This is a genomic window from Enterobacter asburiae (assembly GCF_007035645.1).
Taxonomy (GTDB): domain Bacteria; phylum Pseudomonadota; class Gammaproteobacteria; order Enterobacterales; family Enterobacteriaceae; genus Enterobacter; species Enterobacter asburiae_B.
This window is the reverse complement of sequence record NZ_AP019632.1, coordinates 2706375-2727284: the sequence shown is the minus strand read 5'-3', so window position 1 is coordinate 2727284 and position 20910 is coordinate 2706375. Positions and strand designations below refer to the sequence as shown.

The window sequence follows — 20910 nt, the reverse complement described above, 5'->3', positions numbered from 1 at the left end:
AGTTCTTGTTCTTCAAAAGAAAAAAATCCCCTCTTCGCGTGAAGAGGGGACGGTTTTTAACGGACGTTAGCGCAGGTCAGGCAAAACGCGTAACGACTCTGTGGATCGTTAAAGGCCGCAAGCTTGTCGCTTTCCGCCTTCATCGCTTTCGCCGCCGTGGCCACTGGCGCAGGCAGGTAAGCCTGCATCGCCTCCGGCAGCATGGCGCGTACCGAGCCGGACATGCTGTCCATGACCATATCGAAGAACGACGGCTCGTCCTGGTAATACTCGATATGCCACTGCTTGAGCTTCGCCAGCTCGGCGGCTTTCTTCACCGCGTCATCGAAGTCGCCCAGGCTGTCCACCAGACCGTTGCTCTTCGCATCCTGGCCGGTCCAGACGTGGCCTTGCGCAATCTGGTCGATCTGCTCTGGCGTCTTTTTACGCGAGTCCGCCACCAGGGTGATAAAGCGTTTATAGCCGTTCTCAATGCTGAGCTGCATCATTTCAGAGACTTCCGGCGGCAGGGATTTGGTCACCGACACATCCGCCAGCGGAGAGGTGGCAACCCCATCGGTATGCACGCCCAGGGAATCCAGGCTGTTTTCCACGGTGTTGATCACCCCGAAGATGCCAATCGAACCGGTCAGCGTGCTTGGGTTGGCCACGATGTAGTTGGCTGGCGTTGAGATCCAGTACCCACCGGAGGCGGCCATTCCGCCCATGGATACGACGACCGGCTTGCCGGCGGCACGCGCCGCGGCCAGTTCAGCGCGGATCACCTCGGAGGCGCTGACGCTGCCGCCAGGGCTGTTCACCCGCAGGACGATCGCTTTCACTTTTGGATCCAGGCGAGCATCGCGGATTTGTGACGCGGTAGTATCGCCGCCCACGTTCCCCGGCGTCTCCTGGCCGTCCATGATGGCGCCGTTGGCAAACACCACCGCGACGCTGTCACCGCTGTCATCCGGCTTTTTCGCCGAGTAATCATACATGCTGATGGCGCTGTAATTTTTGTCCTCTTTGCTCCAGCCAAACTGCTTGCTCAGGGATTTTTCAATCTCGGCGCTGGTGCCCAGGGCATCAACCAGTTTGTTATCCAGAGCATATTTCGCGGTATCACCGTCAACCTTACGCAGGCCATCCAGCACGCCTTTCGCGCCGGGGAACGCCTGCTCAGGCGTAATCTGGCGGTTGGCGGCAACGGTGCCGAGATAGTTCTGCCACAGCTCGCCAATCCAGCGGCTGTCCGCTTCACGGGCGGCAGGAGACATGTCGTCGCGGATAAACGGCTCGACGGCTGATTTATACGTGCCGACGCGGAAGACGTGGGTGGTAACCTTCAGCTTGTCGAGCAGGGATTTGTAGTACAGGCCGTTGGTGGCAAAACCGTGCAGATCCACCGTCCCCTGCGGGGAGAGCCAGATTTTATTGGCGAAGCTCGCCAGATAATATTGCCCCTGGCTGTAGCTGTCGCCCACGGCAATCACCGGCTTGCCGCTGTCGCGGAATTCGCGCAGCGCTTTACCGATGTACTGCATTGAAGGCTGATCGCCTCCGGCGAAATCTTTCAGATCCAGCACGATCCCGGTGATGTTACGGTCGTCTTTGGCCTGGCGGATGGTATCGACGATATCGAACAGGGAGTTTTCCTGCAGACGGTCTGATGTCGCGCCAAACAGCTGGCGGCTGATTGCCCCCAGACGGTTGCTGGCGGACGGTTTATCAACGATAACGCCGGTGATATCGAGTAACAGGGCCCCGCGAGTCGAATGCTGCGCCTGATTCGCGTTGCTGATATGCATCCAGATGCCCGCGCAAACCAGAACCAGCAGGATGAAGAAGATGTTCATCACCAGGTTGCGGACGAAGTTGAGCAGTCGCCACGTCCATTTAAAGAAACCGGCAATGATTCGCCAAAGGGTTCGCATGTATTCTCCCTAACCAGAAAATGACTGTTTCCGTCGCCACTGGACGGTAATGTGGGGTTATCGTAATGACCCAACCGCCACTTGTCAGCAGGAATCGCCTGCCAGGCTGTAACAAAATCTGCCGTCGTGTTAATTTTGTGAGTAAATTTCAAGAAAGGAGTTAACCAATGGACGCACTCGAACTGCTTGTTAACCGCCGTAGCGCTTCCCGTCTGGCCGAACCTGCCCCGGCAGGCGAGCAGCTGGAGAACATTCTGCGTGCCGGCATGCGTGCCCCCGATCACGGCACGCTGCAGCCGTGGCACTTCTTTGTGATTGAAGGCGAAGGCCGCGATCGTTTCAGCCAGCTGCTGGAGCAGGGCGCGGTTGCCGCCGGGCAGGATGAGAAAGGTATCGACAAGGCGCGCAATGCCCCGTTCCGCGCCCCGATGATTATCGCCGTCGTGGCGAAATGCCAGGCTGACCATAAGGTGCCGGTCTGGGAACAGGAAATGTCCGCAGGCTGTGCGGTCATGGCGATGCAAATGGCCGCCGTCGCGCAGGGCTTTAACGGTATCTGGCGTACCGGTGCGCTGACCGAAAGCCCGGCGGTCCGTGACGGTTTTGGCTGCGGTGAGCATGACAAAATTGTCGGTTTCCTCTATCTCGGCACCCCGCAGCTTAAAGCCTCCAGCACCATCAGCATTCCGGACACCACGCCTTTCGTCAGCCATTTCTGATAACGCACCTAAACTGTCTGGATTCTGAGCATCTGCCGCAGAATTCAGACAGTCATACTTACCTCTTTATGGAATGAGCGCTACCATAGCGCGATTGAGATGACAGGAGACGTCCATGAGCGAGCAAACCATTCGTTTAACGCAGTACAGCCACGGAGCCGGTTGCGGTTGTAAAATTTCCCCGAAAGTGCTGGAGACCATCCTGCACAGTGAACAGGCGAAGTTTGTCGACCCGAACCTGCTTGTCGGCAATGAAACGCGTGACGATGCTGCAGTTTATGACTTAGGTAACGGCACCAGCATTATCAGTACTACCGACTTCTTTATGCCGATTGTCGACAACCCGTTCGACTTCGGGCGAATTGCGGCCACCAACGCCATCAGCGATATCTTCGCGATGGGCGGTAAGCCGATCATGGCGATTGCCATTCTGGGCTGGCCGATCAACACCATCCCGCCGGAAGTGGCACGCGAGGTGATTGATGGCGGACGCTTTGCCTGCCAGCAGGCGGGGATTGCCCTGGCCGGCGGTCACTCTATTGATGCGCCGGAGCCTATCTTTGGCCTGGCCGTTACCGGCGTAGTGCCGACCGAACGCGTGAAGCGCAACAGCACCGCGCAGGCGGGCTGCAAACTGTTCCTCACCAAGCCGCTGGGCATCGGCGTGCTGACCACCGCCGAGAAAAAATCCCTGCTGAAACCGGAGCACAAAGGCCTGGCAACGGAAGTCATGTGCCAGATGAACCTCGCCGGTGCGGCGTTTGCCAATATCGACGGCGTGAAGGCGATGACCGACGTCACCGGTTTTGGCCTGCTGGGGCACCTCTCTGAAGTGTGTCAGGGCGCGGGCGTGCAGGCGCAGGTCTGGTATCAGGACGTGCCGAAGCTGCCGGGCGTGGAGGAGTATATTGCTCAGGGCGCGGTCCCGGGCGGTACCCAGCGCAACTTCGCCAGCTACGGTCACCTGATGGGCGAAATGCCTGAGGAGTGGCGCAGCCTGCTGTGCGATCCGCAAACCTCCGGCGGCCTGCTGCTGGCGGTCACGCCGGAATCCGAAGCCGAGGTTCAGGCCACTGCCGCCGAGTTCGGCATCACCCTGACGGCGATCGGCGAGCTGGTGACCGCGCGCGGTGGCCGACCGATGATTGAGATCCGTTAATTCGATGCGGTTGTTTATTGCCGAAAAGCCGAGCCTGGCCCGTGCTATTGCCGATGTGCTGCCTAAACCGCATCGCAAAGGCGACGGCTTTATCGAATGCGGTAACGGGCAGGTGGTCACCTGGTGTATTGGTCACCTGCTTGAGCAGGCGCAGCCGGATGTCTACGACAGCCGCTACGCCCGCTGGAATTTAAACGATCTGCCCATCGTGCCGGAAAAATGGCGCCTGCAGCCCCGACCTTCGGTCACCAAACAGCTCAACGTGATTAAGCGCTTCCTGCATGACGCCGCTGAAATTGTGCACGCGGGTGACCCGGACAGGGAAGGGCAGCTGCTGGTGGATGAGGTTCTGGACTATCTTGAGCTGGCGCCGGAAAAGCGCCAGCAGGTGCAGCGCTGCCTGATTAACGACCTCAACCCGCAGGCCGTTGAGCGGGCGATCTCTCGCCTGCGCGCCAACAGCGAGTTTATTCCGCTGTGCGTCTCGGCTTTAGCCCGCGCCCGCGCCGACTGGCTGTACGGCATCAACATGACCCGCGCGTACACCATCCTCGGGCGCAACGCGGGCTATCAGGGCGTGCTCTCCGTGGGGCGCGTGCAGACGCCGGTGCTGGGGCTGGTCGTGCGTCGTGACGAAGAGATTGAGAACTTCGTCGCCAAAGATTTCTTTGAGGTGAAAGCGCATATCGTCACGCCTAAAGACGAACGCTTTACCGCCGTCTGGCAGCCTAGCGATGCCTGTGAATCGTATCAGGATGAAGAGGGGCGACTGCTCCATCGTCCGCTGGCGGATCACGTGGTTAACCGCATTACCGGCCAGCCGGCTATCGTCACCAGCTATAACGATAAACGGGAATCAGAACCCGCGCCGCTGCCGTTCTCGCTTTCTGCACTTCAGATTGAGGCGGCCAAAAAGTTTGGCTTAAGCGCGCAGAACGTGCTGGACATCTGCCAGAAGCTCTACGAAACCCACAAGCTCATCACCTATCCGCGTTCGGACAGCCGCTATCTGCCGGAAGAGCACTTTGCCGGACGCCATTCGGTGATGAACGCCATCAGCGTCCACGCGCCGGATCTGCTCCCGCAGCCGGCGGTGAATCCGGACACCCATAACCGCTGCTGGGACGACAAAAAAGTCGATGCCCACCACGCGATTATCCCGACGGCGCGCGCCAGCAGCGTCAACCTGACGGATAACGAAGCGAAGGTCTATAACCTGATCGCCCGTCAGTACCTGATGCAGTTCTGCCCGGACGCGGTATTCCGTAAGTGCGTGATTGAGCTTGAGATTGCCAAAGGCAAGTTTATCGCCAAAGCGCGTTTCCTCGCGGAAGCGGGCTGGCGCACGCTGCTGGGTAACAAAGAGCGCGACGAAGAGAACGACGGCACGCCGCTGCCGGTGGTCGCCAAAGATGACGAACTGCTGTGCGAGAAGGGCGAAGTGGTTGAACGTCAGACCCAGCCGCCGCGCCATTTCACCGATGCGACACTGCTGTCGGCGATGACCGGGATCGCCCGGTTTGTGCAGGATAAAGATCTGAAGAAGATCCTGCGCGCCACCGACGGTCTGGGGACGGAAGCGACGCGAGCGGGGATCATCGAGCTGCTCTTTAAGCGCGGCTTCCTGGAGAAAAAGGGACGCTACATCCACTCAACGGAACCGGGCCGGGCGCTGATTCATTCTCTGCCGGAGCTGGCCGCGAGGCCGGACATGACCGCGCACTGGGAATCGGTGCTGACGCAGATCAGCGAGAAGCAGTGCCGCTATCAGGACTTTATGCAGCCGCTGGTCGGGACGCTTTACCAGCTGATCGATCAGGCGCGCAGCACGCCGGTGAAAACGTTCAGAGGGATGGTTGCGCCCGGTGGCGGCGCGAAGAAACCGTTCAAGAAGAAAAAGAGCGCGGCCTGATACGCCCGGTTTTCTCCCTCTCCCTGTGGGAGAGGGCCGGGGTGAGGGCTCCCGGCCGCACGCGATAAACCTTAAATCACGCCCTGACCAATCATCGCATCCGCCACCTTCACGAACCCGGCGATATTCGCCCCGCGCACGTAGTTGGTTTGCGACGCCTCGCCGCCGTACTCCACGCAGGCATGGTGAATATCCAGCATGATGTGGTGCAGGCGTGCATCCACTTTTTCCGCCTTCCAGCCGAGACGCGCGGCGTTTTGCGCCATCTCGAGGCCGGAGGTCGCCACGCCGCCCGCGTTAGCGGCCTTGCCCGGCGCAAACAGCACGCCCGCTTCCAGGAACAGGTCCGTCGCGTCGATGGTGGTCGGCATATTCGCCCCTTCGGCCACCGCTTTTACGCCGTTGCTAATCAGGGTACGCGCGGCGTCCGCATCCAGCTCGTTCTGCGTTGCGCACGGCAGGGCGATATCCACCGGCACGCCCCACGGCTGTTTCCCTTCCAGGTAGGTCAGGCCAAGCTCCCGGGCATAATCCGCCACGCGACCGTCGCGGCTGGCTTTGATTTCACACAGGCGCGCCAGCTTCTCTGCCGTGAAGCCCGCTTCATCCACTACCGTGCCGCTGGAGTCAGAGGCGGTCACCACGCGAGCGCCAAGCTGCATCGCTTTCTCAATAGCGTACTGCGCCACGTTACCGGAGCCGGACACCGCGACGCGCATGCCTTCAAAGCCTAAACCGTGACGCTTGAGCATCGCCTCGGTGAAGTAAACCAGGCCGTACCCGGTCGCTTCCGGGCGGATCAGGCTCCCGCCAAACGACAGCCCCTTGCCGGTAAAGACGCAGGCGCTGTTGTTGGAGAGCTTTTTCATCATCCCGGCCATAAAGCCCACTTCACGTCCGCCCACGCCGATATCACCGGCAGGAACGTCGGTATCCGGGCCGAGGTGGCGGTAGAGTTCGGTCATCAGCGCCTGGCAGAAGCGCATCACTTCGCCTTCGCTTTTGCCTTTCGGGTCGAAATCGCTGCCGCCTTTCCCGCCGCCCATCGGTAGCGTGGTGAGGGCGTTTTTAAAGGTCTGCTCGAAGCCGAGGAATTTCAGAATCGACAGGTTCACGGACGGATGAAAACGCATGCCGCCCTTAAACGGGCCAATGGCCGAGTTAAACTGAACGCGCCACGCCCGGTTAACCTGTACCTGGTTGCGATCGTCAACCCACGTCACGCGGAACTGGATCACGCGCTCTGGCTCGACAAGGCGTTCAAGCAGAGACATCTGGCGATAACGCGGGTTTTGTTCAAGGAAGGGCCACAGGGTGGTCATAACTTCACGCACGGCCTGCGCGAACTCGCTTTGGTGCGGGTCGCGCTGCTGAACATGGGCAAGGAAACTTTCCAGAGAGCGTGTCTGATCCATAGATATAAGAACCTCTTATCGTATTTTATGTTTATTACTTATGCGATTTGTGTTGTTTTTTTGACTATACCACCCGTACCGCTTTGTGAGGCAAGCAGAAATTTATGACGAAAGGGAAATTAATGAGAGGGCGGGCGTCATAACGAAAAGCGATGAAGAGATAAATTAAAGGTTCGGCTCTGGTTTACCGTTATAGTCATTATCAAGGAACTACTGGAAGATGTGTCTATGAAACGTTATCTACTCACCGCGTTATGTCTGATCTTTACTGCAGGCGTGCAGGCCAACCCCATTCTCCCGGACGTGGAAGTGAATGTGCCGCCGGAAGTGTTTAGCTCCAGCGGCCAGAATCAAACGGTGCAGCCCTGTAATCAGTGCTGTATCTATCAGAATCAGAACTACTCGGAAGGGGCCGTTGTGAAAGCGGACGGCATTCTGCTGCAGTGCCAGCGCGACGAGCGCGCCATCAGCACGAACCCGCTGGTCTGGCGTCGCGTAAAACAATAAAGGCTTCCAGCAGCGGAATATCCGCGGGGGCTAAGGCGTAGCCAAACGCCTCTTCCGGCGTACACCACGCGAGCGCGCTGTGGTAGTGCGCCGTGAGCTCGCCGCGAAAAGCAGGAACGTGCCAGGCATGCAGGTTAATCAACCGCTGCGAGACTTCCCGCTGGTGGCTTGCCACGTATTGCCCCGGCAGGGCGTCAATGCCCAACTCTTCACGCAGCTCGCGGATAAGCGCTTCTGGCTGGGTTTCTCCGGCCTCGACTTTACCGCCTGCAAATTCCCACATTCCCGGCTGGTCGGCGTGGGCAGGGCGCTGCGCCAGTAAAATGTTGCCGTCTTTTTCGATGATGGCGGCAACGACATCGAGTGTTTTCAGCATGGTCGTCAATAATTGATAGCGAAAAAAGACATATTATCGTGCCCTTTCTCAGAGTCCAGTAAACAGGAGAATCAGGTGAAAGAGTCCACCGCCTGGGTTGCCCCCCTCGAATCCCTTCCCGCCAGCCTAAAACCGATAGCCGCCATGCAGAAAAAACATTTTGGCGCGGTGCTGAATCCCACCCGCTGGTGGGGGCGCATGCCGCGTCTGTTCTGGCTGGTGGCGCTGTTTGTCGGCTTTCTGGAGCGTCGTCACGCGCGCCTGACGCCCGCGCTGCGTTCGCTGCTCATGACGCGGGTATCCCAGCTCTGTCACTGCGCTTTCTGTATTGATGCCAACAGCCTGCGTCTGGCCGAGCGCTGCGGCGCGCTGGATAAGGTTCAGGCCGTGAGCGACTGGCAGGATTCCGCCTTGTTTACCGAGCAAGAGCGCGCGGCGCTGGCCTACGCCGAGGCGATGACCGCCACGCCGCCCCGGGCGGATGAGGCAGTCAGAACGGCGCTGAAGCGCCACTTCACGGATGATGCCATCACCGAGATGACGGCGCTGATTGCGTTTCAGAATCTCTCCGCCCGCTTTAATGCCGCGCTGGATATTCCGGCGCAGGGGCTGTGCGCCACGTTTAACGAGACTCCTCATGCTTGACCGTCATCTTCATCCGCGGGTAAAGCCCGTTCTGAATCGTCTGGTTTCCGTGCTGGATAAGCCGGGCATCACGCCCGACGGATTGACCCTGACCGGGTTTGTCTTCGGCGTGCTGGCGCTGCCGTTTCTGGCCCTCGGCTGGTATCCGGCGGCGCTGGCCGCCATCGTGCTTAACCGCCTGCTGGATGGTCTGGACGGCGCGCTGGCGCGGAGGAGAGGGCTGACCGACGCGGGCGGATTTCTCGACATCGCGCTCGATTTTCTGTTCTACGCCCTGGTGCCGTTTGGCTTTGCGCTCGCGGCTCCCGCAGAGAATGCGCTTGCGGCCGCCTGGCTGCTGTTTGCGTTTATCGGTACCGGCAGCAGTTTTCTGGCGTTTGCGGCGCTGGCCGCGAAGCACGACATCGACAACCCCGGCTATGCGCACAAGTCGTTTTATTACATCGGTGGGTTAACGGAAGGGACGGAGACCATCGCCCTGTTCGTGCTGTGCTGCCTGTTCCCGGCGCACTTTACGCTGTTCGCGTGGGTATTCGGCGCGCTGTGCTGGCTGACCACCACAACGCGCGTCTGGAGCGGCTATGTGACGCTAAAGTCACTCAGCCCTTAGAGCGCACTCTCTGGCCCGCGCTCTCCGGTAGTGACCGGGTTCTGCGGGTGACTGCTCCATTCGTACCAGCCGCCGTCATAGACGGCGACATTCTTCCAGCCCATCGCCCGGGCGTACATAAAGGTTTCTGACGCCCGCCACCCGGTGCCGCAGTAAAACGCGACGTGCTGTTCCGGCAGAATATTCCAGCGCTTCCACTGGGCGGCGATATCGTCCGCGCTGCGCATGGTGCCATCCGGATTATGGAAATCTTCCATATGGGTCGCGTCGCTGCCCGCGTGACCCCAGCGGGCACCGGCTATTTCACCTTTTGGCTTGATGTAGCTGTAGCCGCTGGTTTCGCCGATGAACTCCGGCCACGAACGAATGCTGACCAGGGAGGCATCCTGACGGTGCAGCATCCCCCGCGCCTGTTCCATATCAACCATCAGCTGCGGCTGGCCGGGGATCGGCGCGCCAAAATCGGGGGCTGGCGCCACTTTGCCGGGCGTGCCGCGCTCAACCGGCAGGCCTGCATCCGACCACGCCTTCCAGCCGCCGTCGAGAATACGCACATCCTTCACGCCCGCATACAGCATGATCTGCGCCACGCGCGCGGCGGCGTAAACGTCACGGCCATACAAAATGACGGTGGTGTCGTGACGGATCCCGTGCCTTGCCAGCATCGCTTTCAGCGCGTCGTCGGAGACTTTATTCCACAGCGGCTCGCTCTCCACCTCGTTGGTGTCGATGTAGCCCGCGCCGGGAATGTGGTTCAGCAGGTAAAACTTCGGTGCGCCCCAGGCGGCTTCAATCACTTTCCAGTCACCCGCCGGCGCGGCGGTCACGGGTTTACCCTGCTGGAGGCGGTGGATCCACTGCGGGTAAACCAGCTGTTCAAAGTGAGGCAGGCGCTGAAGGCGGTCGGGCGTCTGCAGAGCGTCGCTGAGCAGCGAGACGTGGCGGTATCCGGCTTTCTCCAGACGGGACTTCACCGCCAGGTTATCGTTCTCGTCGCCGTAGAGGGCGATGGCCGTCGCGGGCGTAAGCTGATGCTGTTTTGCCCAAAGCGCAATCTGCTCGTCGCTCATTGCGCCCAGCCAGGCGGCAGCCAGGTTGAGTGCGGCGGGTTCATGTCCTGAGGGGCCGCTGAGGGTCTGCGGCCAGCCGTTGTAAAACGCGCTGGGACGGGTGTCGACAGGCGTGCCGTGCTGCGCCTGAAGCTGGGAGAGCGTCATCGCGTTGGGCATATCAGCCGCCAGAGAGGAAAAGGACGCGAGGCCGCAGAGCAGGGCCAGCGCGGTCAGTTGAGAAACACGTTTCATCGAATAACCTGACGTCAGTAAAAGAGGGGGGCATTGTCGTCTCTCCCGAAACGGAAAACATTGCGTTAGCACATCATTGCCAGCGAGAAATCTCAATCAGCTCGCCGCCGGGCGGAATATCATCCTCATCGTGCGTGACCAGCACCACCGGGATATTGCGCGCGCGGACGGCGTCAAAAACCCATTCCCGAAACGCTATGCGCAGCGTTTTATCGAGACGGCTGAACGGTTCATCCAGCAGCAGCGCCTGCGGCTCTGCGAGCAGGGCGCGAAGCAGGCTGACCCGGGCACGCTCCCCGCCGGAAAGGGTGGCCGGATCGCTGGCGTAATGACCGCTCAGCCCGGCGGAATCCAGCGCCTGCTCGACCGCTTCCCGACGCGCTCTCCCGACGATCCGCTCAGGCAAGGCCAGCAGCAAATTTTGCCCGACGCTGAACGGTTCAAACAGCAGCGCGTCCTGAAAGAGAATGCCCAGCCCGCGTGATTCAACGGGAAGGCCGTCGCAGCGACGCGCGTCGAGCCACAGTTCGCCCCGCGCCTGGAAATCGTCTGACAGTGCGCCGATCATCCACGCAAAAAGGGTCGATTTGCCGCTGCCGGACGACCCCATCAGGGTAACGATCTCCCCGCGAGGAACGCAAAAATTGACCTCGCGGAAAAGCGGTTCGATGGTGAGATCTTTTACCTTCAGCATTAACGTAATCCTTGACGGTAGCGGCCCGCGAGCCGGGATAACAGGGCGGCAAGACCGAACACCGTGCCCGTGACCAGCAGTAATCCCAGCGCCCGGTTAGCGAGAACAGGGATGCTGCCCCCGCTGCTGAGCGCGACGGTTTCAGTGGTCAGCGTGGCGAAACGCCCCGCGCCAAGCCAGAGCGTCGGCATGTATTGCGCCATGCTGACGGAAAAACCAATGGCAAAGGCCAGCAGCGCCGGGCGCACCAGCATGGGGCATTTCAGCAGTAAGAATATTTTCGCCCGTCGCCAGCCGAGCGTTCTGGCGGTAAGGATAAGCCGGGGATCGATCCGCCGCCAGGCGGGCTGCAGAACCAGCAGCATCCAGGGTAATACCCACAGCAGATGGCTCCAGAGCACGGCGGCATAGTGCCCGTCGAGTCCCAGACGCAATGCAATAAAGTATTGCCCGGTGACGAGCGGCAGCGCAGGAAGGGCGAGCGGTGACCACACCCACGCTGCGCCGCGCTGCGGTCCCCATTCCAGCCAGAGAAAAATGACGATGAGGGCGATCAGGCTCGACAGCAGGCCGAAGGAAAGGCTGGTCTCCACGGGGCCCACGTCGCCCCCTTCCGCCAGCATCAGCAGTACCGCAGCGCACAGGACGCCGCACGCGGGTAGTAACCCGCTGAATGCCCGCTCAGGCAGGACGAGTGGAGAACGGGGGCGCGTCCCCGCGAGATTCGGGATCGTGCGACGCCATGCTTTCCAGAGGCCGTACCCGAGGGCGGCCAGCGCGGCCAGCAGTACAAGGAGAAGCAGGCACAGCAGCATTCCTTTTGCCTGCTGCTGCGCGTCGCCCTGGCTTAGCCACTGAAAGGCCAGCACGGCCAGGGTGGGCGGGTTGCCGGGCCCGAGAACGATCGCCACGTCCACGACCGAGAGCGACCATGCCAGCACCGCCAGCATCACCGCGCCGAGGACAGGCGCGATCGCCGGGAGGATCAGCCAGCTGAGCGTCTGATAACGCCCGTAGCCAAAGGTTTGCAGGACGATCTTCTGCTGCGCGAGCCGTTTTTCCGGCAGCACGGCGTAAATGGCCCACAGCACGAACGCGCTCTCTTTGACCGCGAGCGTCAGGCCCAGCCCGACGCCGTAGCGGTCAAACGGAGCCGTACAGATGGTACAGAGCTGATAAAACAGACCGCCCTCGGCAAACAGCAGTAACGCGCTGGTGGCGAACGCCACATGGGGGATCGCCAGTAGCCAGGGCAGCCGGGTCGTGAGGCGCCGCCAGCGTTGACCGGGCCACAAAAGGCAGACGAAGAAAAGGGCAATCAGCAACGCCCCCAGCGTGGCGATGAGCGTTGAGACCAGCGTGGCGACGGTCGCCTGAGGCAGCTGCGGATCGTTCAGCAGCCGCTGCCAGTTTGCCGCAGAAAGCGCCGGTGCGAACAGCATCACGCCGGCGGGCAGGATCGGCAGATAAATCACCGCCATCGCCAGCCAGACAAGCCCGCTTAGCGGGTGCCGTAACGACGCAGCCATTCCTGCTCCAGCGCGTTCACCCAGGCGGACTGCGGCTCTGCAAGCACCTGCGGCAGCCCCTTAGGCGTATGGGCCAGCAGCTGTTTCGCTTCCTCTTCGGGCAGCGCTTTCGCATCCAGGACGCTCGGGTCTCCCCAGATGGCCGGGTCGGCCTTGCGGATTTGCGCCTGCGGTGACAGCAGGAAATTAGCGACCACCTTTGCACCCGCACTCGCGCTGGCATTGGCCGGGATAGCCACAAAATGGACGTTGCCGAGCATCCCGCTCTGGAAACCAAAGCTGTAGCTGTCGGCAGGCAGTTCGCCGCTCGCCACTTTCTGCTGCGCATGAGCCGGGTTAAAGGTCAGCGACAGGTTCAGACTGCCGCTGGCAAGCAGGTTATCCATTCGGGCAGGTGAGAGAGGGAAATCTTTTCCTTCGCGCCACAGCAGCGGGTGCAGCTTATCGAGGTAGGCCCAGAGCGGTGCCGTAACCTCAGCAAACGTTGCATCGGGCGCTTTTTGTAAAGCATCAGGGCGATCGGTGAGCGTCAGCAGCAGCTGCTCCAGAAAGGCCGTGCCGGTAAAATCGGGCGGGCGAGGATAGCTGACTTTGCCCGGATGCTGCTGCGCGTACGCCAGCAGCGCCTGCGGATCCACCGGCGGCGTCGGCATGCTGGCTTTGCGGGCGATAAAGGTTAGCTGCGCGCCGCCCCACGGGGATTCCGCCCCGTCGGTTGGAATCGCAAAATCTTCCGTGACGGGTTTGCGGGTATCGACATAGCGCCAGTCTGGCAACGTCTGCGCCCATCCGGTTTGCAGCAGGTTCGCCTCTTTTAACGTGCGGAAGTTTTCGCCGTTGACCCACAGCAGGTCAACCGAGCCGTTGGCCTTACGCCCCGCGGCGGCTTCCGTCTGGATCCGTTTTACCGCATCGGCGGCGTCCGCCAGCGGGACAATTTTTAGGGTAATGGCGTAGTGCGTTTGCATCTCACCGCTGACCCACTCAAGGTAGCGGTTGACCGCCGGATCGCCGCCCCAGGCGTTAAACCAGACGGTCTGGCCTTTGGCCTGCTGTTGAATATCATGCCAGCTTTCGGCGGCACAGAGGGGGGCTGCAAGCAGCAGACCGGTCAGGAACGCGCAAAAACGCACACGGCGCATAATGCCTCACTTTTTAACAGACGGGAGATAACGGGAAAACAGCCGGCGCGTCGCCAGCGGCAATAACCCCAGTAGTGTAAAGGCGATTAGCATGCCCGGCGACAAAATATCGCGCAGCGACGCCACTTTCCCCAGCTCGCGCCCGGCGTTCAGAAAGACCACCGTCGCGGGCAGCATGGCTGCCTGGCTGACCCACCAGTAGCGGCAGACTCCAATGCGGGTCAGCCCCATCAGCAAATTCACCAGGAAAAACGGGAACAGCGGCATCAGGCGCAGGGCAAAAAGATAGCCCGCGCCGTCATGCGCCATACCGGCGTTCACCGTTTTCATCTGCTGAGCAAACCGCCGCTGGACCCCGTCGCGCAGCAGATAACGGCTGGCGAGCATCGCAAGCGTCGCCCCGAGCGTGGAGGCAAACGAGACCAGCACGGTGCCTTCCCACAGGGGAAATAACGCTCCGCCCAGCAGGGTGAGGATCGCCGCGCCGGGGATCGACAGGGCGGAAACCGCCACATAGAGCGCAAAAAAGATCAGCGCGCTTCGCAGCGGCGCGTGGTCAACATGGGAGAGGAGTGCCTGCTGGTGGGTTTTAATCCCTTCCAGGGAGAGCGTGCCTGGGGGAAGCATGACAAACGACAGAATAAATGCGCCCAGAAGGGCGCACAGGAAAGCAATTTTTCGAATGTTCACGCGTCATTACAGCTTGAATTTAGCCCACACCGGCGCGTGGTCAGACGGTTTTTCCATGCTGCGGATCTCGTAGTCGATCCCGGTTTCGATGCAACGCTCTGCCAGCGGCGAACTGGCGAGCAGCAGGTCGATACGCAGGCCGCGGTTGTCGTCAAAGCCTTTTGAGCGGTAGTCAAACCACGAGAAGCGATCCTGCGTGTCCGGGTTGGCGGTACGGAAGGTATCCACCAGCCCCCAGTCCAGCAGGCGCTGCATCCACTCGCGCTCTTCCGGCAGGAAGGAGCATTTGCCGGTACGCAGCCAGCGTTTGCGGCTGTCTTCACCGATGCCAATATCCAGATCGGTCGGGCTGATATTCACATCACCCATGATCAGCACCGGATTGTCTTTATTGAGTTCGGTTGTCAGGTAGTTCTGCAGATCCTGATAAAACTTGGCCTTAGCAGGGAATTTTGTCGGATGGTCGCGGCTCTCGCCCTGGGGAAAGTAACCATTAATCACGGTGATGTTCCCCAGCGGGGAAGGCAGTTCCGCCATGATGATGCGGCGCTGTGCTTCTTCGTCATCGCCGGGAAACCCACGGCGGACTGAAACTGGCGTCTCTTTGGTCAACAGCGCAACGCCGTAATGGCCTTTCTGCCCATGATAGAAGACGTTGTAGCCGAGCTTCGCCACCTCTTCGAGGGGGAACATGTCGTCGTGAACCTTGGTCTCCTGCAGGCCGATCACATCTGGCTGATGTTGCTCAACAATGGCTTCAAGCTGATGGGGGCGGGCGCGCAGGCCGTTGATATTAAAAGAGACAAATTTCATAGTCGCTGCCAGTGCAAGGTGAATAGTGCATGGATGGTAGCAGAATTTGCGTCAACTGTTACCGGGTTCGGCCAATAACTGCGACAGATAATGCCGGTGGTGCAATATTTGCACCATTCTGACGCGCATCGCCCTCAAACAGGGCGTAAATGACCGATAAATTTCGCGAGCGATCACAATTCCAGAATTATATTTGGCCTGTGCATACTCTTTCTGATTTTCATGCGGCAAAGCGCCGCTTGTCGTAAAAATATTCACTTTTTATGCACTAACAGTGAATAACTCCATATTGTAACTTGTTGATATTCTGTTACCTCAACCCGTTTATGCAATTTTATCGCTGGCTGGCACGAAGGCTGCAATCTACATTCACAGTGCAAACACTCAATTATTTAACATTCAAATAACTTTTTATTTACCGGATGAGGTCGCTATGTCTCTGTCAATTACGCGTGAAAATTTCGATGAATGGATGATGCCGGTTTACGCTCCGGCGGCTTTTATTCCGGTTCGTGGGGAAGGCTCGCGCCTGTGGGATCAGCAGGGTAAAGAGTATATCGACTTTGCAGGCGGGATTGCGGTCAACGCGCTGGGTCACGCGCACCCTGCGCTGCGTCAGGCGCTGAATGACCAGGCGGCGAAGTTCTGGCATACCGGCAACGGCTTTACTAACGAGCCCGCGCTGCGCCTGGCCAAAAAACTGATCGACGCGACGTTTGCCGAAAAGGTCTTTTTCTGTAACTCGGGGGCGGAAGCCAACGAAGCGGCGCTGAAGCTGGCGCGCAAATATGCGCACGATAAATTTGGTACCCACAAGAGCGGCATCGTGGCGTTTAAAAATGCCTTCCACGGGCGCACGCTCTTTACCGTCAGCGCGGGCGGCCAGCCTTCCTACTCGCAGGATTTCGCACCGCTGCCGCCGGATATCCGTCACGGTGTTTATAACGATCTGCAGTCCGCCAGCGAGCTGATTAACGACACCACCTGCGCGGTGATCGTCGAACCGATGCAGGGCGAGGGCGGCGTGCTTCCGGCGCAAAAAGCCTTCCTGCAGGGGCTGCGCGAGCTGTGCGATCGCCACAACGCGGTCCTGATTTTCGACGAAGTGCAGACCGGCGTGGGCCGCACCGGCGAGCTGTATGCCTATATGCACTACGGCGTGACGCCGGACGTGCTTTCGACCGCCAAAGCGCTGGGCGGCGGCTTCCCGATTGGCGCGACGCTGACCACCGATAAATTCGCCAGCGTAATGACCGTAGGTACCCATGGCACCACCTACGGCGGCAACCCGCTGGCCACCGCCGTCGCCGGGCAGGTTCTGGACATCATTAACACGCCTGAGGTGCTGAAAGGCGTTAAGCAGCGTCACGACTGGTTTGTTGAACGTCTGAACGCCATCAACGGCAAAACGGGGCTGTTTAAAGAAATTCGCGGTCTGGGGCTGTTAATCGGCTGCGAGCTCACCGCCGAGTTTGCCGGAAAAGCTAAACTTATTTCACAGGAAGCGGCAAAAGTGGGCGTGATGGTGCTGATTGCCGGTGCCAGCGTGGTGCGTTTTGCGCCGGCGCTGATCGTCAGCGAGGAAGAGGTGCAAACCGGTCTGGACCGTTTTGCGCTGGCGTGTGAAAAAGTGAAATCCGGGGTGTCATCATGATGGTCATCCGTCCCGTTGAGCGCGGCGATCTCGCCGGGCTCATGCAGCTTGCCGGTAAGACGGGAGGCGGGCTGACCTCGCTTCCTGCCGATGAAAAAACGCTGTCGGCGCGCATTGAGCGCGCCCTGCAAACCTGGCAGGGGACGTTGCCAAAAAGCGAACAGGGGTATGTGTTCGTGCTGGAAGACACCGACACGGGGACCGTGGCCGGGATCTGCGCCATTGAAGTGGCCGTCGGGCTTAACGACCCGTGGTACAACTACCGCGTCGGCACCATGGTTCACGCCTCGAAAGAGCTGAACGTCTATAACGCGCTGCCCACGCTGTTCCTCTGCAATGACCACACGGGCGCCAGCGAGCTGTGCACGCTGTTCCTCGACCCGGCGTGGCGCAAAGAGGGCAACGGCTACCTGCTCTCCAAATCGCGCTTTATGTTTATGGCCGCCTTCCGCGATCGCTTTAACGAAAAAGTGGTCGCTGAAATGCGCGGCGTGATCGACGACACCGGCTACTCGCCGTTCTGGGAGAGCCTGGGCGAGCGCTTCTTCTCGATGGAGTTCAGCCGGGCGGACTATCTCTGCGGCACCGGCCAGAAAGCCTTTATCGCCGAACTGATGCCGAAGCATCCTATCTATACCCATTTCCTCAGCCCGGAAGCGCAGGCGGTGATTGGCGAAGTCCATCCGCAAACCGCGCCCGCCCGCGCGGTGCTGGAAAAAGAGGGGTTCCGCTACCGGAACTATGTCGACATCTTTGACGGCGGCCCAACGCTTGAGTGCGATATCGACCGCGTGCGCGCGATCCGTAAAAGCCGTCTGGTTGAAGTCTCTGAAGGTCAGCCCGCGCCGGGTGACTGGCCCGCCTGTCTGGTGTCGAACGAAAATTACGCCAACTTCCGCGCCATGCTGGTGCGTACCAACCCGAAATGTGAACGTCTGGTGCTGACGGCTGCAGAACTGGATGCCCTGAAATGTAACGCCGGCGATACGGTTCGCCTGGTGCGTCTCTGCCCTGAGGAGAAAACAGCATGACATTATGGATTAACGGTGACTGGGTCACGGGCGAAGGCGAAGAGCGCGTAAAGACCAATCCGGTTGGAAAAGAGGTGCTCTGGAAGGGGCATGACGCCAGCGCCGCGCAGGTAGAACAAGCCTGCCAGGCCGCGCGCCGCGCTTTTCCGGCATGGGCAAAACAGCCTTTCGCCGTGCGCCAGGAAATTGTTGAAAAGTTCGCCGGCCTGCTGGAGTCAAACAAGGCCGAACTGACGCGCATCATCGCGTCTGAAACCAGTAAACCGCGCTGGGAAGCGACAACCGAAGTGACGGCGATGATCAACAAAATCGCCATTTCGGTGAAGGCGTACCACACCCGCACCGGTGAACAGCACACCGACATGCCGGACGGCGCGGCCACGCTGCGCCACCGTCCCCACGGCGTGCTGGCGGTGTTTGGCCCGTATAACTTCCCGGGGCATCTGCCGAATGGCCATATTGTGCCTGCGCTGCTGGCGGGCAATACCGTCATTTTCAAACCGAGCGAGCTCACGCCATTCACCGGCGAGGCGGTGGTTAAGCTGTGGGAACAGGCCGGCCTGCCGCCGGGCGTGCTGAACCTGGTGCAGGGCGGGCGGGAAACCGGTCAGGCGCTGAGCGCGCTGAGCGATATCGACGGCCTGCTGTTTACCGGCAGCGCCGGTACGGGCTATCAGCTGCACCGCCAGCTGGCAGGGCAGCCGGAGAAAATCCTGGCGCTGGAGATGGGCGGCAACAACCCGCTGATTGTGGAAGACCCTGACGATATCGACGCCGCGGTGCACCTGACAATTCAGTCCGCCTTTATTACCGCCGGACAGCGCTGCACCTGTTCCCGCCGTCTGCTGGTCAAGCGCGGCGCGCAGGGGGATGCCTTCCTGAAGCGTCTGGTAGAAGTGAGCGCGCGTCTGGTGCCTGCCGCGTGGGATGCCGATCCGCAGCCGTTTATCGGCGGGCTGATTTCCGAACAGGCCGCGCTGAACGTGCTGAAGGCCTGGCAGGACCACGTCGCGCGCGGCGCGAAAACCCTGCTGGAGCCGAAGCAGGTTCAGCCGGGTGCTTCGCTGCTGACGCCGGGCATTGTAGAGATGAGCGGTGCAAGCAGCGTGCCGGATGAAGAGGTCTTTGGCCCGCTGCTGTGCGTCTGGCGTTACGACGATTTCGATGCGGCCATTGCGATGGCGAACAACACCCGCTACGGCCTGTCGAGCGGTCTGATTTCACCGCATCGCGAGAAGTTTGACCAACTGCTGCTGGAAGCGCGCGCCGGGATTGTGAACTGGAATAAACCGCTGACCGGGGCCGCGAGCACCGCGCCGTTCGGCGGCGTGGGCGCGTCGGGCAACCATCGCGCCAGCGCGTGGTATGCCGCCGATTACTGCGCGTGGCCGATGGCGAGCCTGGAAACCCCGGCGCTGACGCTGCCGGAGACGCTTAATCCGGGGCTGGATTTTACCGGAGGGGATCGTCATGAAAGCGCGTGAGGTTAACTTTGACGGGCTGGTGGGGCTGACGCACCACTATGCCGGTCTCTCTTTTGGTAATGAAGCCTCGACGAAGCACCGTTTTCAGGTCTCCAACCCGAAGCTGGCGGCGAAGCAGGGGCTGCTGAAGATGAAAGCGCTGGCGGATGCCGGTTTCCCGCAGGCGGTGATCCCGCCGCAGGAACGCCCGAACGTGGCGGTCCTTCGTCAGCTCGGCTTTAGCGGTACCGATGAGCAGGTGGTTGAAAAAGCGGGTACGCAGACCCCGCACCTGCTCTCCGCGGCAAGCTCCGCCTCCTCGATGTGGGTGGCAAACGCGGCGACCGTCGCGCCGTCAGCCGATACGCTGGATGGCAAAGTTCATCTGACGGTGGCGAACCTGAACAATAAATTCCACCGCGCCACCGAAGCGGAAACCACCGAGCGCGTGCTGCGCGCCATTTTCAACCATGACGCCCATTTTGAGGTGCATCAGGCCCTGCCGCAGGTGGCGATGTTTGGCGACGAAGGCGCGGCCAACCATAACCGCCTGGGGGGCGACTATGGCGACCCGGGTCTGCAGCTGTTTATCTACGGGCGAGAAGAGGGGGGCCACGCCGCGCCAACCCGTTATCCTGCCCGTCAGACGCTGGCGGCGAGCCAGGCGGTTGCCCGACTGAACCAGGTCAATCCTTCCCAGGTGGTTTTTGCCCAGCAAAACCCGCATGTGATTGACCAGGGCGTTTTCCATAACGACGTGATTGCCGTTTCTAACCGCCAGGTGCTGTTCTGCCACGAGCAGGCGTTTGCCCATCAGGAGAAGCTGCTCGCCACGCTGCATGAGCGCGTGCGCGGCTTCACGCCAGTCCAGGTGCCCACGGAGGCGGTGAGCGTGCAGGACGCGGTAGAAACCTATCTGTTCAATAGCCAGCTGCTGAGCCGTGACGATGGCAGCATGATGCTGGTCCTGCCGCAGGAGTCCCGGGATCATAAAGGCGTGTGGCGCTACCTGACGGAGCTGGTCAAGGCCGATAACCCGATTGACGAACTGCGCGTGTTTGACCTGCGCGAAAGCATGGCCAACGGCGGTGGCCCCGCCTGTTTACGTCTGCGCGTGGTCCTGACCCAGGACGAAATGCAGGCGGTGAACCCGGCGGTCATGATGAACGATACGCTCTTTACGCGGCTGAATGACTGGGTCGATCGCTACTATCGCGATCGTCTGACGCAGGCGGATCTGGTTGACCCGCAGCTTCTGCGTGAAGGACGCGAGGCGCTGGACGCGTTATCGACAATCCTGCAGCTGGGATCGGTTTACCCGTTCCAGCGCTAAA

Annotated in this window: 19 protein-coding genes; 10 read left to right on the top strand and 9 right to left on the bottom strand. The window is 60.4% G+C overall.

Annotated features, from left to right (window positions below; translation table 11 throughout):
• Positions 1-56: 56 nt before the first annotated feature.
• Positions 57-1913 (bottom strand): signal peptide peptidase SppA, encoded by a 1857-nt coding sequence (gene sppA / locus FOY96_RS12975; protein WP_047651925.1) that lies wholly within the window; start codon positions 1911-1913, stop codon positions 57-59.
• Between the two features lie 167 nt (positions 1914-2080).
• On the opposite strand from sppA, the gene FOY96_RS12970 reads away from it, so the two are divergent.
• The 3 genes from FOY96_RS12970 to FOY96_RS12960 all read left to right on the top strand — a co-directional run bounded on the left by FOY96_RS12970 (position 2081) and on the right by FOY96_RS12960 (position 5703).
• The gene (locus tag FOY96_RS12970; RefSeq protein WP_047061604.1) at positions 2081-2632 is read left to right on the top strand and encodes an NAD(P)H nitroreductase; all 552 of its coding nucleotides are present in this window, start codon (positions 2081-2083) and stop codon (positions 2630-2632) included.
• Between the two features lie 115 nt (positions 2633-2747).
• The gene (selD, locus tag FOY96_RS12965; RefSeq protein ID WP_039262032.1) at positions 2748-3791 is read left to right on the top strand and encodes a selenide, water dikinase SelD; all 1044 of its coding nucleotides are present in this window, start codon (positions 2748-2750) and stop codon (positions 3789-3791) included.
• A gap of 4 nt (positions 3792-3795) precedes the next feature.
• Positions 3796-5703 carry a DNA topoisomerase III gene (locus tag FOY96_RS12960; RefSeq protein ID WP_143347212.1) on the top strand — a complete coding sequence of 636 codons (1908 nt, stop codon included), beginning with the start codon at positions 3796-3798 and terminating at the stop codon, positions 5701-5703.
• A 71-nt stretch (positions 5704-5774) separates the two neighbouring features.
• On the opposite strand, the gene gdhA is transcribed toward FOY96_RS12960, so the two are convergent.
• Positions 5775-7118 (bottom strand): NADP-specific glutamate dehydrogenase, encoded by a 1344-nt coding sequence (gene gdhA / locus FOY96_RS12955; protein WP_039262035.1) that lies wholly within the window; start codon positions 7116-7118, stop codon positions 5775-5777.
• Between the two features lie 228 nt (positions 7119-7346).
• On the opposite strand from gdhA, the gene FOY96_RS12950 reads away from it, so the two are divergent.
• Complete coding sequence (locus FOY96_RS12950) at positions 7347-7625, top strand: DUF1496 domain-containing protein (RefSeq protein ID WP_029742006.1); 279 nt, start codon at positions 7347-7349, stop codon at positions 7623-7625.
• Here FOY96_RS12950 and FOY96_RS12945 read toward each other — a convergent pair.
• The gene (locus tag FOY96_RS12945) at positions 7585-8001 is read right to left on the bottom strand and encodes a pyrimidine (deoxy)nucleoside triphosphate diphosphatase (RefSeq protein ID WP_032657918.1); all 417 of its coding nucleotides are present in this window, start codon (positions 7999-8001) and stop codon (positions 7585-7587) included. The genes FOY96_RS12950 and FOY96_RS12945 overlap by 41 nt on opposite strands.
• A gap of 75 nt (positions 8002-8076) precedes the next feature.
• Between FOY96_RS12945 and FOY96_RS12940 the strand changes: the two genes are divergently transcribed.
• Positions 8077-8646, top strand: coding sequence for a carboxymuconolactone decarboxylase family protein (locus FOY96_RS12940; protein ID WP_045889122.1), 570 nt, complete (start codon positions 8077-8079; stop codon positions 8644-8646).
• A complete protein-coding gene (locus tag FOY96_RS12935; RefSeq protein ID WP_143347211.1) occupies positions 8639-9256 on the top strand; it encodes a CDP-alcohol phosphatidyltransferase family protein in 618 nt (205 codons plus the stop codon). The genes FOY96_RS12940 and FOY96_RS12935 overlap by 8 nt, the downstream gene beginning before the upstream one ends.
• Here the strand turns inward: FOY96_RS12935 and FOY96_RS12930 are convergent.
• The 6 genes from FOY96_RS12930 to xthA all read right to left on the bottom strand — a co-directional run bounded on the left by FOY96_RS12930 (position 9253) and on the right by xthA (position 15428).
• Positions 9253-10560: a sulfurtransferase gene (locus tag FOY96_RS12930; protein WP_143347210.1), complete on the bottom strand. Its 1308-nt coding sequence runs from the start codon at positions 10558-10560 to the stop codon at positions 9253-9255. The genes FOY96_RS12935 and FOY96_RS12930 overlap by 4 nt on opposite strands.
• Positions 10561-10633: 73 nt before the next feature.
• On the bottom strand, positions 10634-11254 hold the full coding sequence (locus tag FOY96_RS12925) for an ATP-binding cassette domain-containing protein (RefSeq protein ID WP_143347209.1): 621 nt from the start codon (positions 11252-11254) through the stop codon (positions 10634-10636).
• Positions 11254-12783, bottom strand: coding sequence for an ABC transporter permease family protein (locus FOY96_RS12920; RefSeq protein WP_143347208.1), 1530 nt, complete (start codon positions 12781-12783; stop codon positions 11254-11256). The genes FOY96_RS12925 and FOY96_RS12920 overlap by 1 nt, the downstream gene beginning before the upstream one ends.
• Entirely contained in the window at positions 12756-13916 is a 1161-nt protein-coding gene (locus FOY96_RS12915; protein ID WP_415270592.1) for an ABC transporter substrate-binding protein, read from the bottom strand. The genes FOY96_RS12920 and FOY96_RS12915 overlap by 28 nt, the downstream gene beginning before the upstream one ends.
• A 15-nt stretch (positions 13917-13931) precedes the next feature.
• Positions 13932-14615 (bottom strand): TVP38/TMEM64 family protein, encoded by a 684-nt coding sequence (locus FOY96_RS12910; RefSeq protein ID WP_096151603.1) that lies wholly within the window; start codon positions 14613-14615, stop codon positions 13932-13934.
• A gap of 6 nt (positions 14616-14621) precedes the next feature.
• A complete protein-coding gene (gene xthA / locus FOY96_RS12905) occupies positions 14622-15428 on the bottom strand; it encodes an exodeoxyribonuclease III (RefSeq protein WP_023311273.1) in 807 nt (268 codons plus the stop codon).
• A 433-nt stretch (positions 15429-15861) separates the two neighbouring features.
• Between xthA and astC the strand changes: the two genes are divergently transcribed.
• Genes astC through astB form a run of 4 tightly spaced genes read left to right on the top strand, consistent with a single transcriptional unit; the run spans position 15862 to position 20909 of the window.
• Entirely contained in the window at positions 15862-17082 is a 1221-nt protein-coding gene (astC, locus tag FOY96_RS12900) for a succinylornithine/acetylornithine transaminase (protein ID WP_143347206.1), read from the top strand.
• A complete protein-coding gene (gene astA / locus FOY96_RS12895; protein ID WP_023311275.1) occupies positions 17079-18113 on the top strand; it encodes an arginine N-succinyltransferase in 1035 nt (344 codons plus the stop codon). The genes astC and astA overlap by 4 nt, the downstream gene beginning before the upstream one ends.
• Positions 18110-19597 carry a succinylglutamate-semialdehyde dehydrogenase gene (gene astD / locus FOY96_RS12890; protein ID WP_143347205.1) on the top strand — a complete coding sequence of 496 codons (1488 nt, stop codon included), beginning with the start codon at positions 18110-18112 and terminating at the stop codon, positions 19595-19597. Before astA ends, astD begins: the two co-directional genes overlap by 4 nt.
• Complete coding sequence (gene astB, locus FOY96_RS12885; protein WP_094935579.1) at positions 19584-20909, top strand: N-succinylarginine dihydrolase; 1326 nt, start codon at positions 19584-19586, stop codon at positions 20907-20909. Before astD ends, astB begins: the two co-directional genes overlap by 14 nt.
• Position 20910 lies beyond the last annotated feature (1 nt).

Bases quoted from the DNA above. Each gene is read 5' to 3' on its own strand.
- sppA (WP_047651925.1), bottom strand. From the start codon at position 1,913: ATGCGAACCCTTTGGCGAATCATTGCCGGTTTCTTTAAATGGACGTGG.
- FOY96_RS12970 (WP_047061604.1), top strand. From the start codon at position 2,081: ATGGACGCACTCGAACTGCTTGTTAACCGCCGTAGCGCTTCCCGTCTG.
- selD (WP_039262032.1), top strand. From the start codon at position 2,748: ATGAGCGAGCAAACCATTCGTTTAACGCAGTACAGCCACGGAGCCGGT.
- FOY96_RS12960 (WP_143347212.1), top strand. From the start codon at position 3,796: ATGCGGTTGTTTATTGCCGAAAAGCCGAGCCTGGCCCGTGCTATTGCC.
- gdhA (WP_039262035.1), bottom strand. From the start codon at position 7,118: ATGGATCAGACACGCTCTCTGGAAAGTTTCCTTGCCCATGTTCAGCAG.
- FOY96_RS12950 (WP_029742006.1), top strand. From the start codon at position 7,347: ATGAAACGTTATCTACTCACCGCGTTATGTCTGATCTTTACTGCAGGC.
- FOY96_RS12945 (WP_032657918.1), bottom strand. From the start codon at position 8,001: ATGCTGAAAACACTCGATGTCGTTGCCGCCATCATCGAAAAAGACGGC.
- FOY96_RS12935 (WP_143347211.1), top strand. From the start codon at position 8,639: ATGCTTGACCGTCATCTTCATCCGCGGGTAAAGCCCGTTCTGAATCGT.
- FOY96_RS12930 (WP_143347210.1), bottom strand. From the start codon at position 10,560: ATGAAACGTGTTTCTCAACTGACCGCGCTGGCCCTGCTCTGCGGCCTC.
- FOY96_RS12925 (WP_143347209.1), bottom strand. From the start codon at position 11,254: ATGCTGAAGGTAAAAGATCTCACCATCGAACCGCTTTTCCGCGAGGTC.
- FOY96_RS12920 (WP_143347208.1), bottom strand. From the start codon at position 12,783: ATGGCTGCGTCGTTACGGCACCCGCTAAGCGGGCTTGTCTGGCTGGCG.
- xthA (WP_023311273.1), bottom strand. From the start codon at position 15,428: ATGAAATTTGTCTCTTTTAATATCAACGGCCTGCGCGCCCGCCCCCAT.
- astC (WP_143347206.1), top strand. From the start codon at position 15,862: ATGTCTCTGTCAATTACGCGTGAAAATTTCGATGAATGGATGATGCCG.
- astA (WP_023311275.1), top strand. From the start codon at position 17,079: ATGATGGTCATCCGTCCCGTTGAGCGCGGCGATCTCGCCGGGCTCATG.
- astD (WP_143347205.1), top strand. From the start codon at position 18,110: ATGACATTATGGATTAACGGTGACTGGGTCACGGGCGAAGGCGAAGAG.
- astB (WP_094935579.1), top strand. From the start codon at position 19,584: ATGAAAGCGCGTGAGGTTAACTTTGACGGGCTGGTGGGGCTGACGCAC.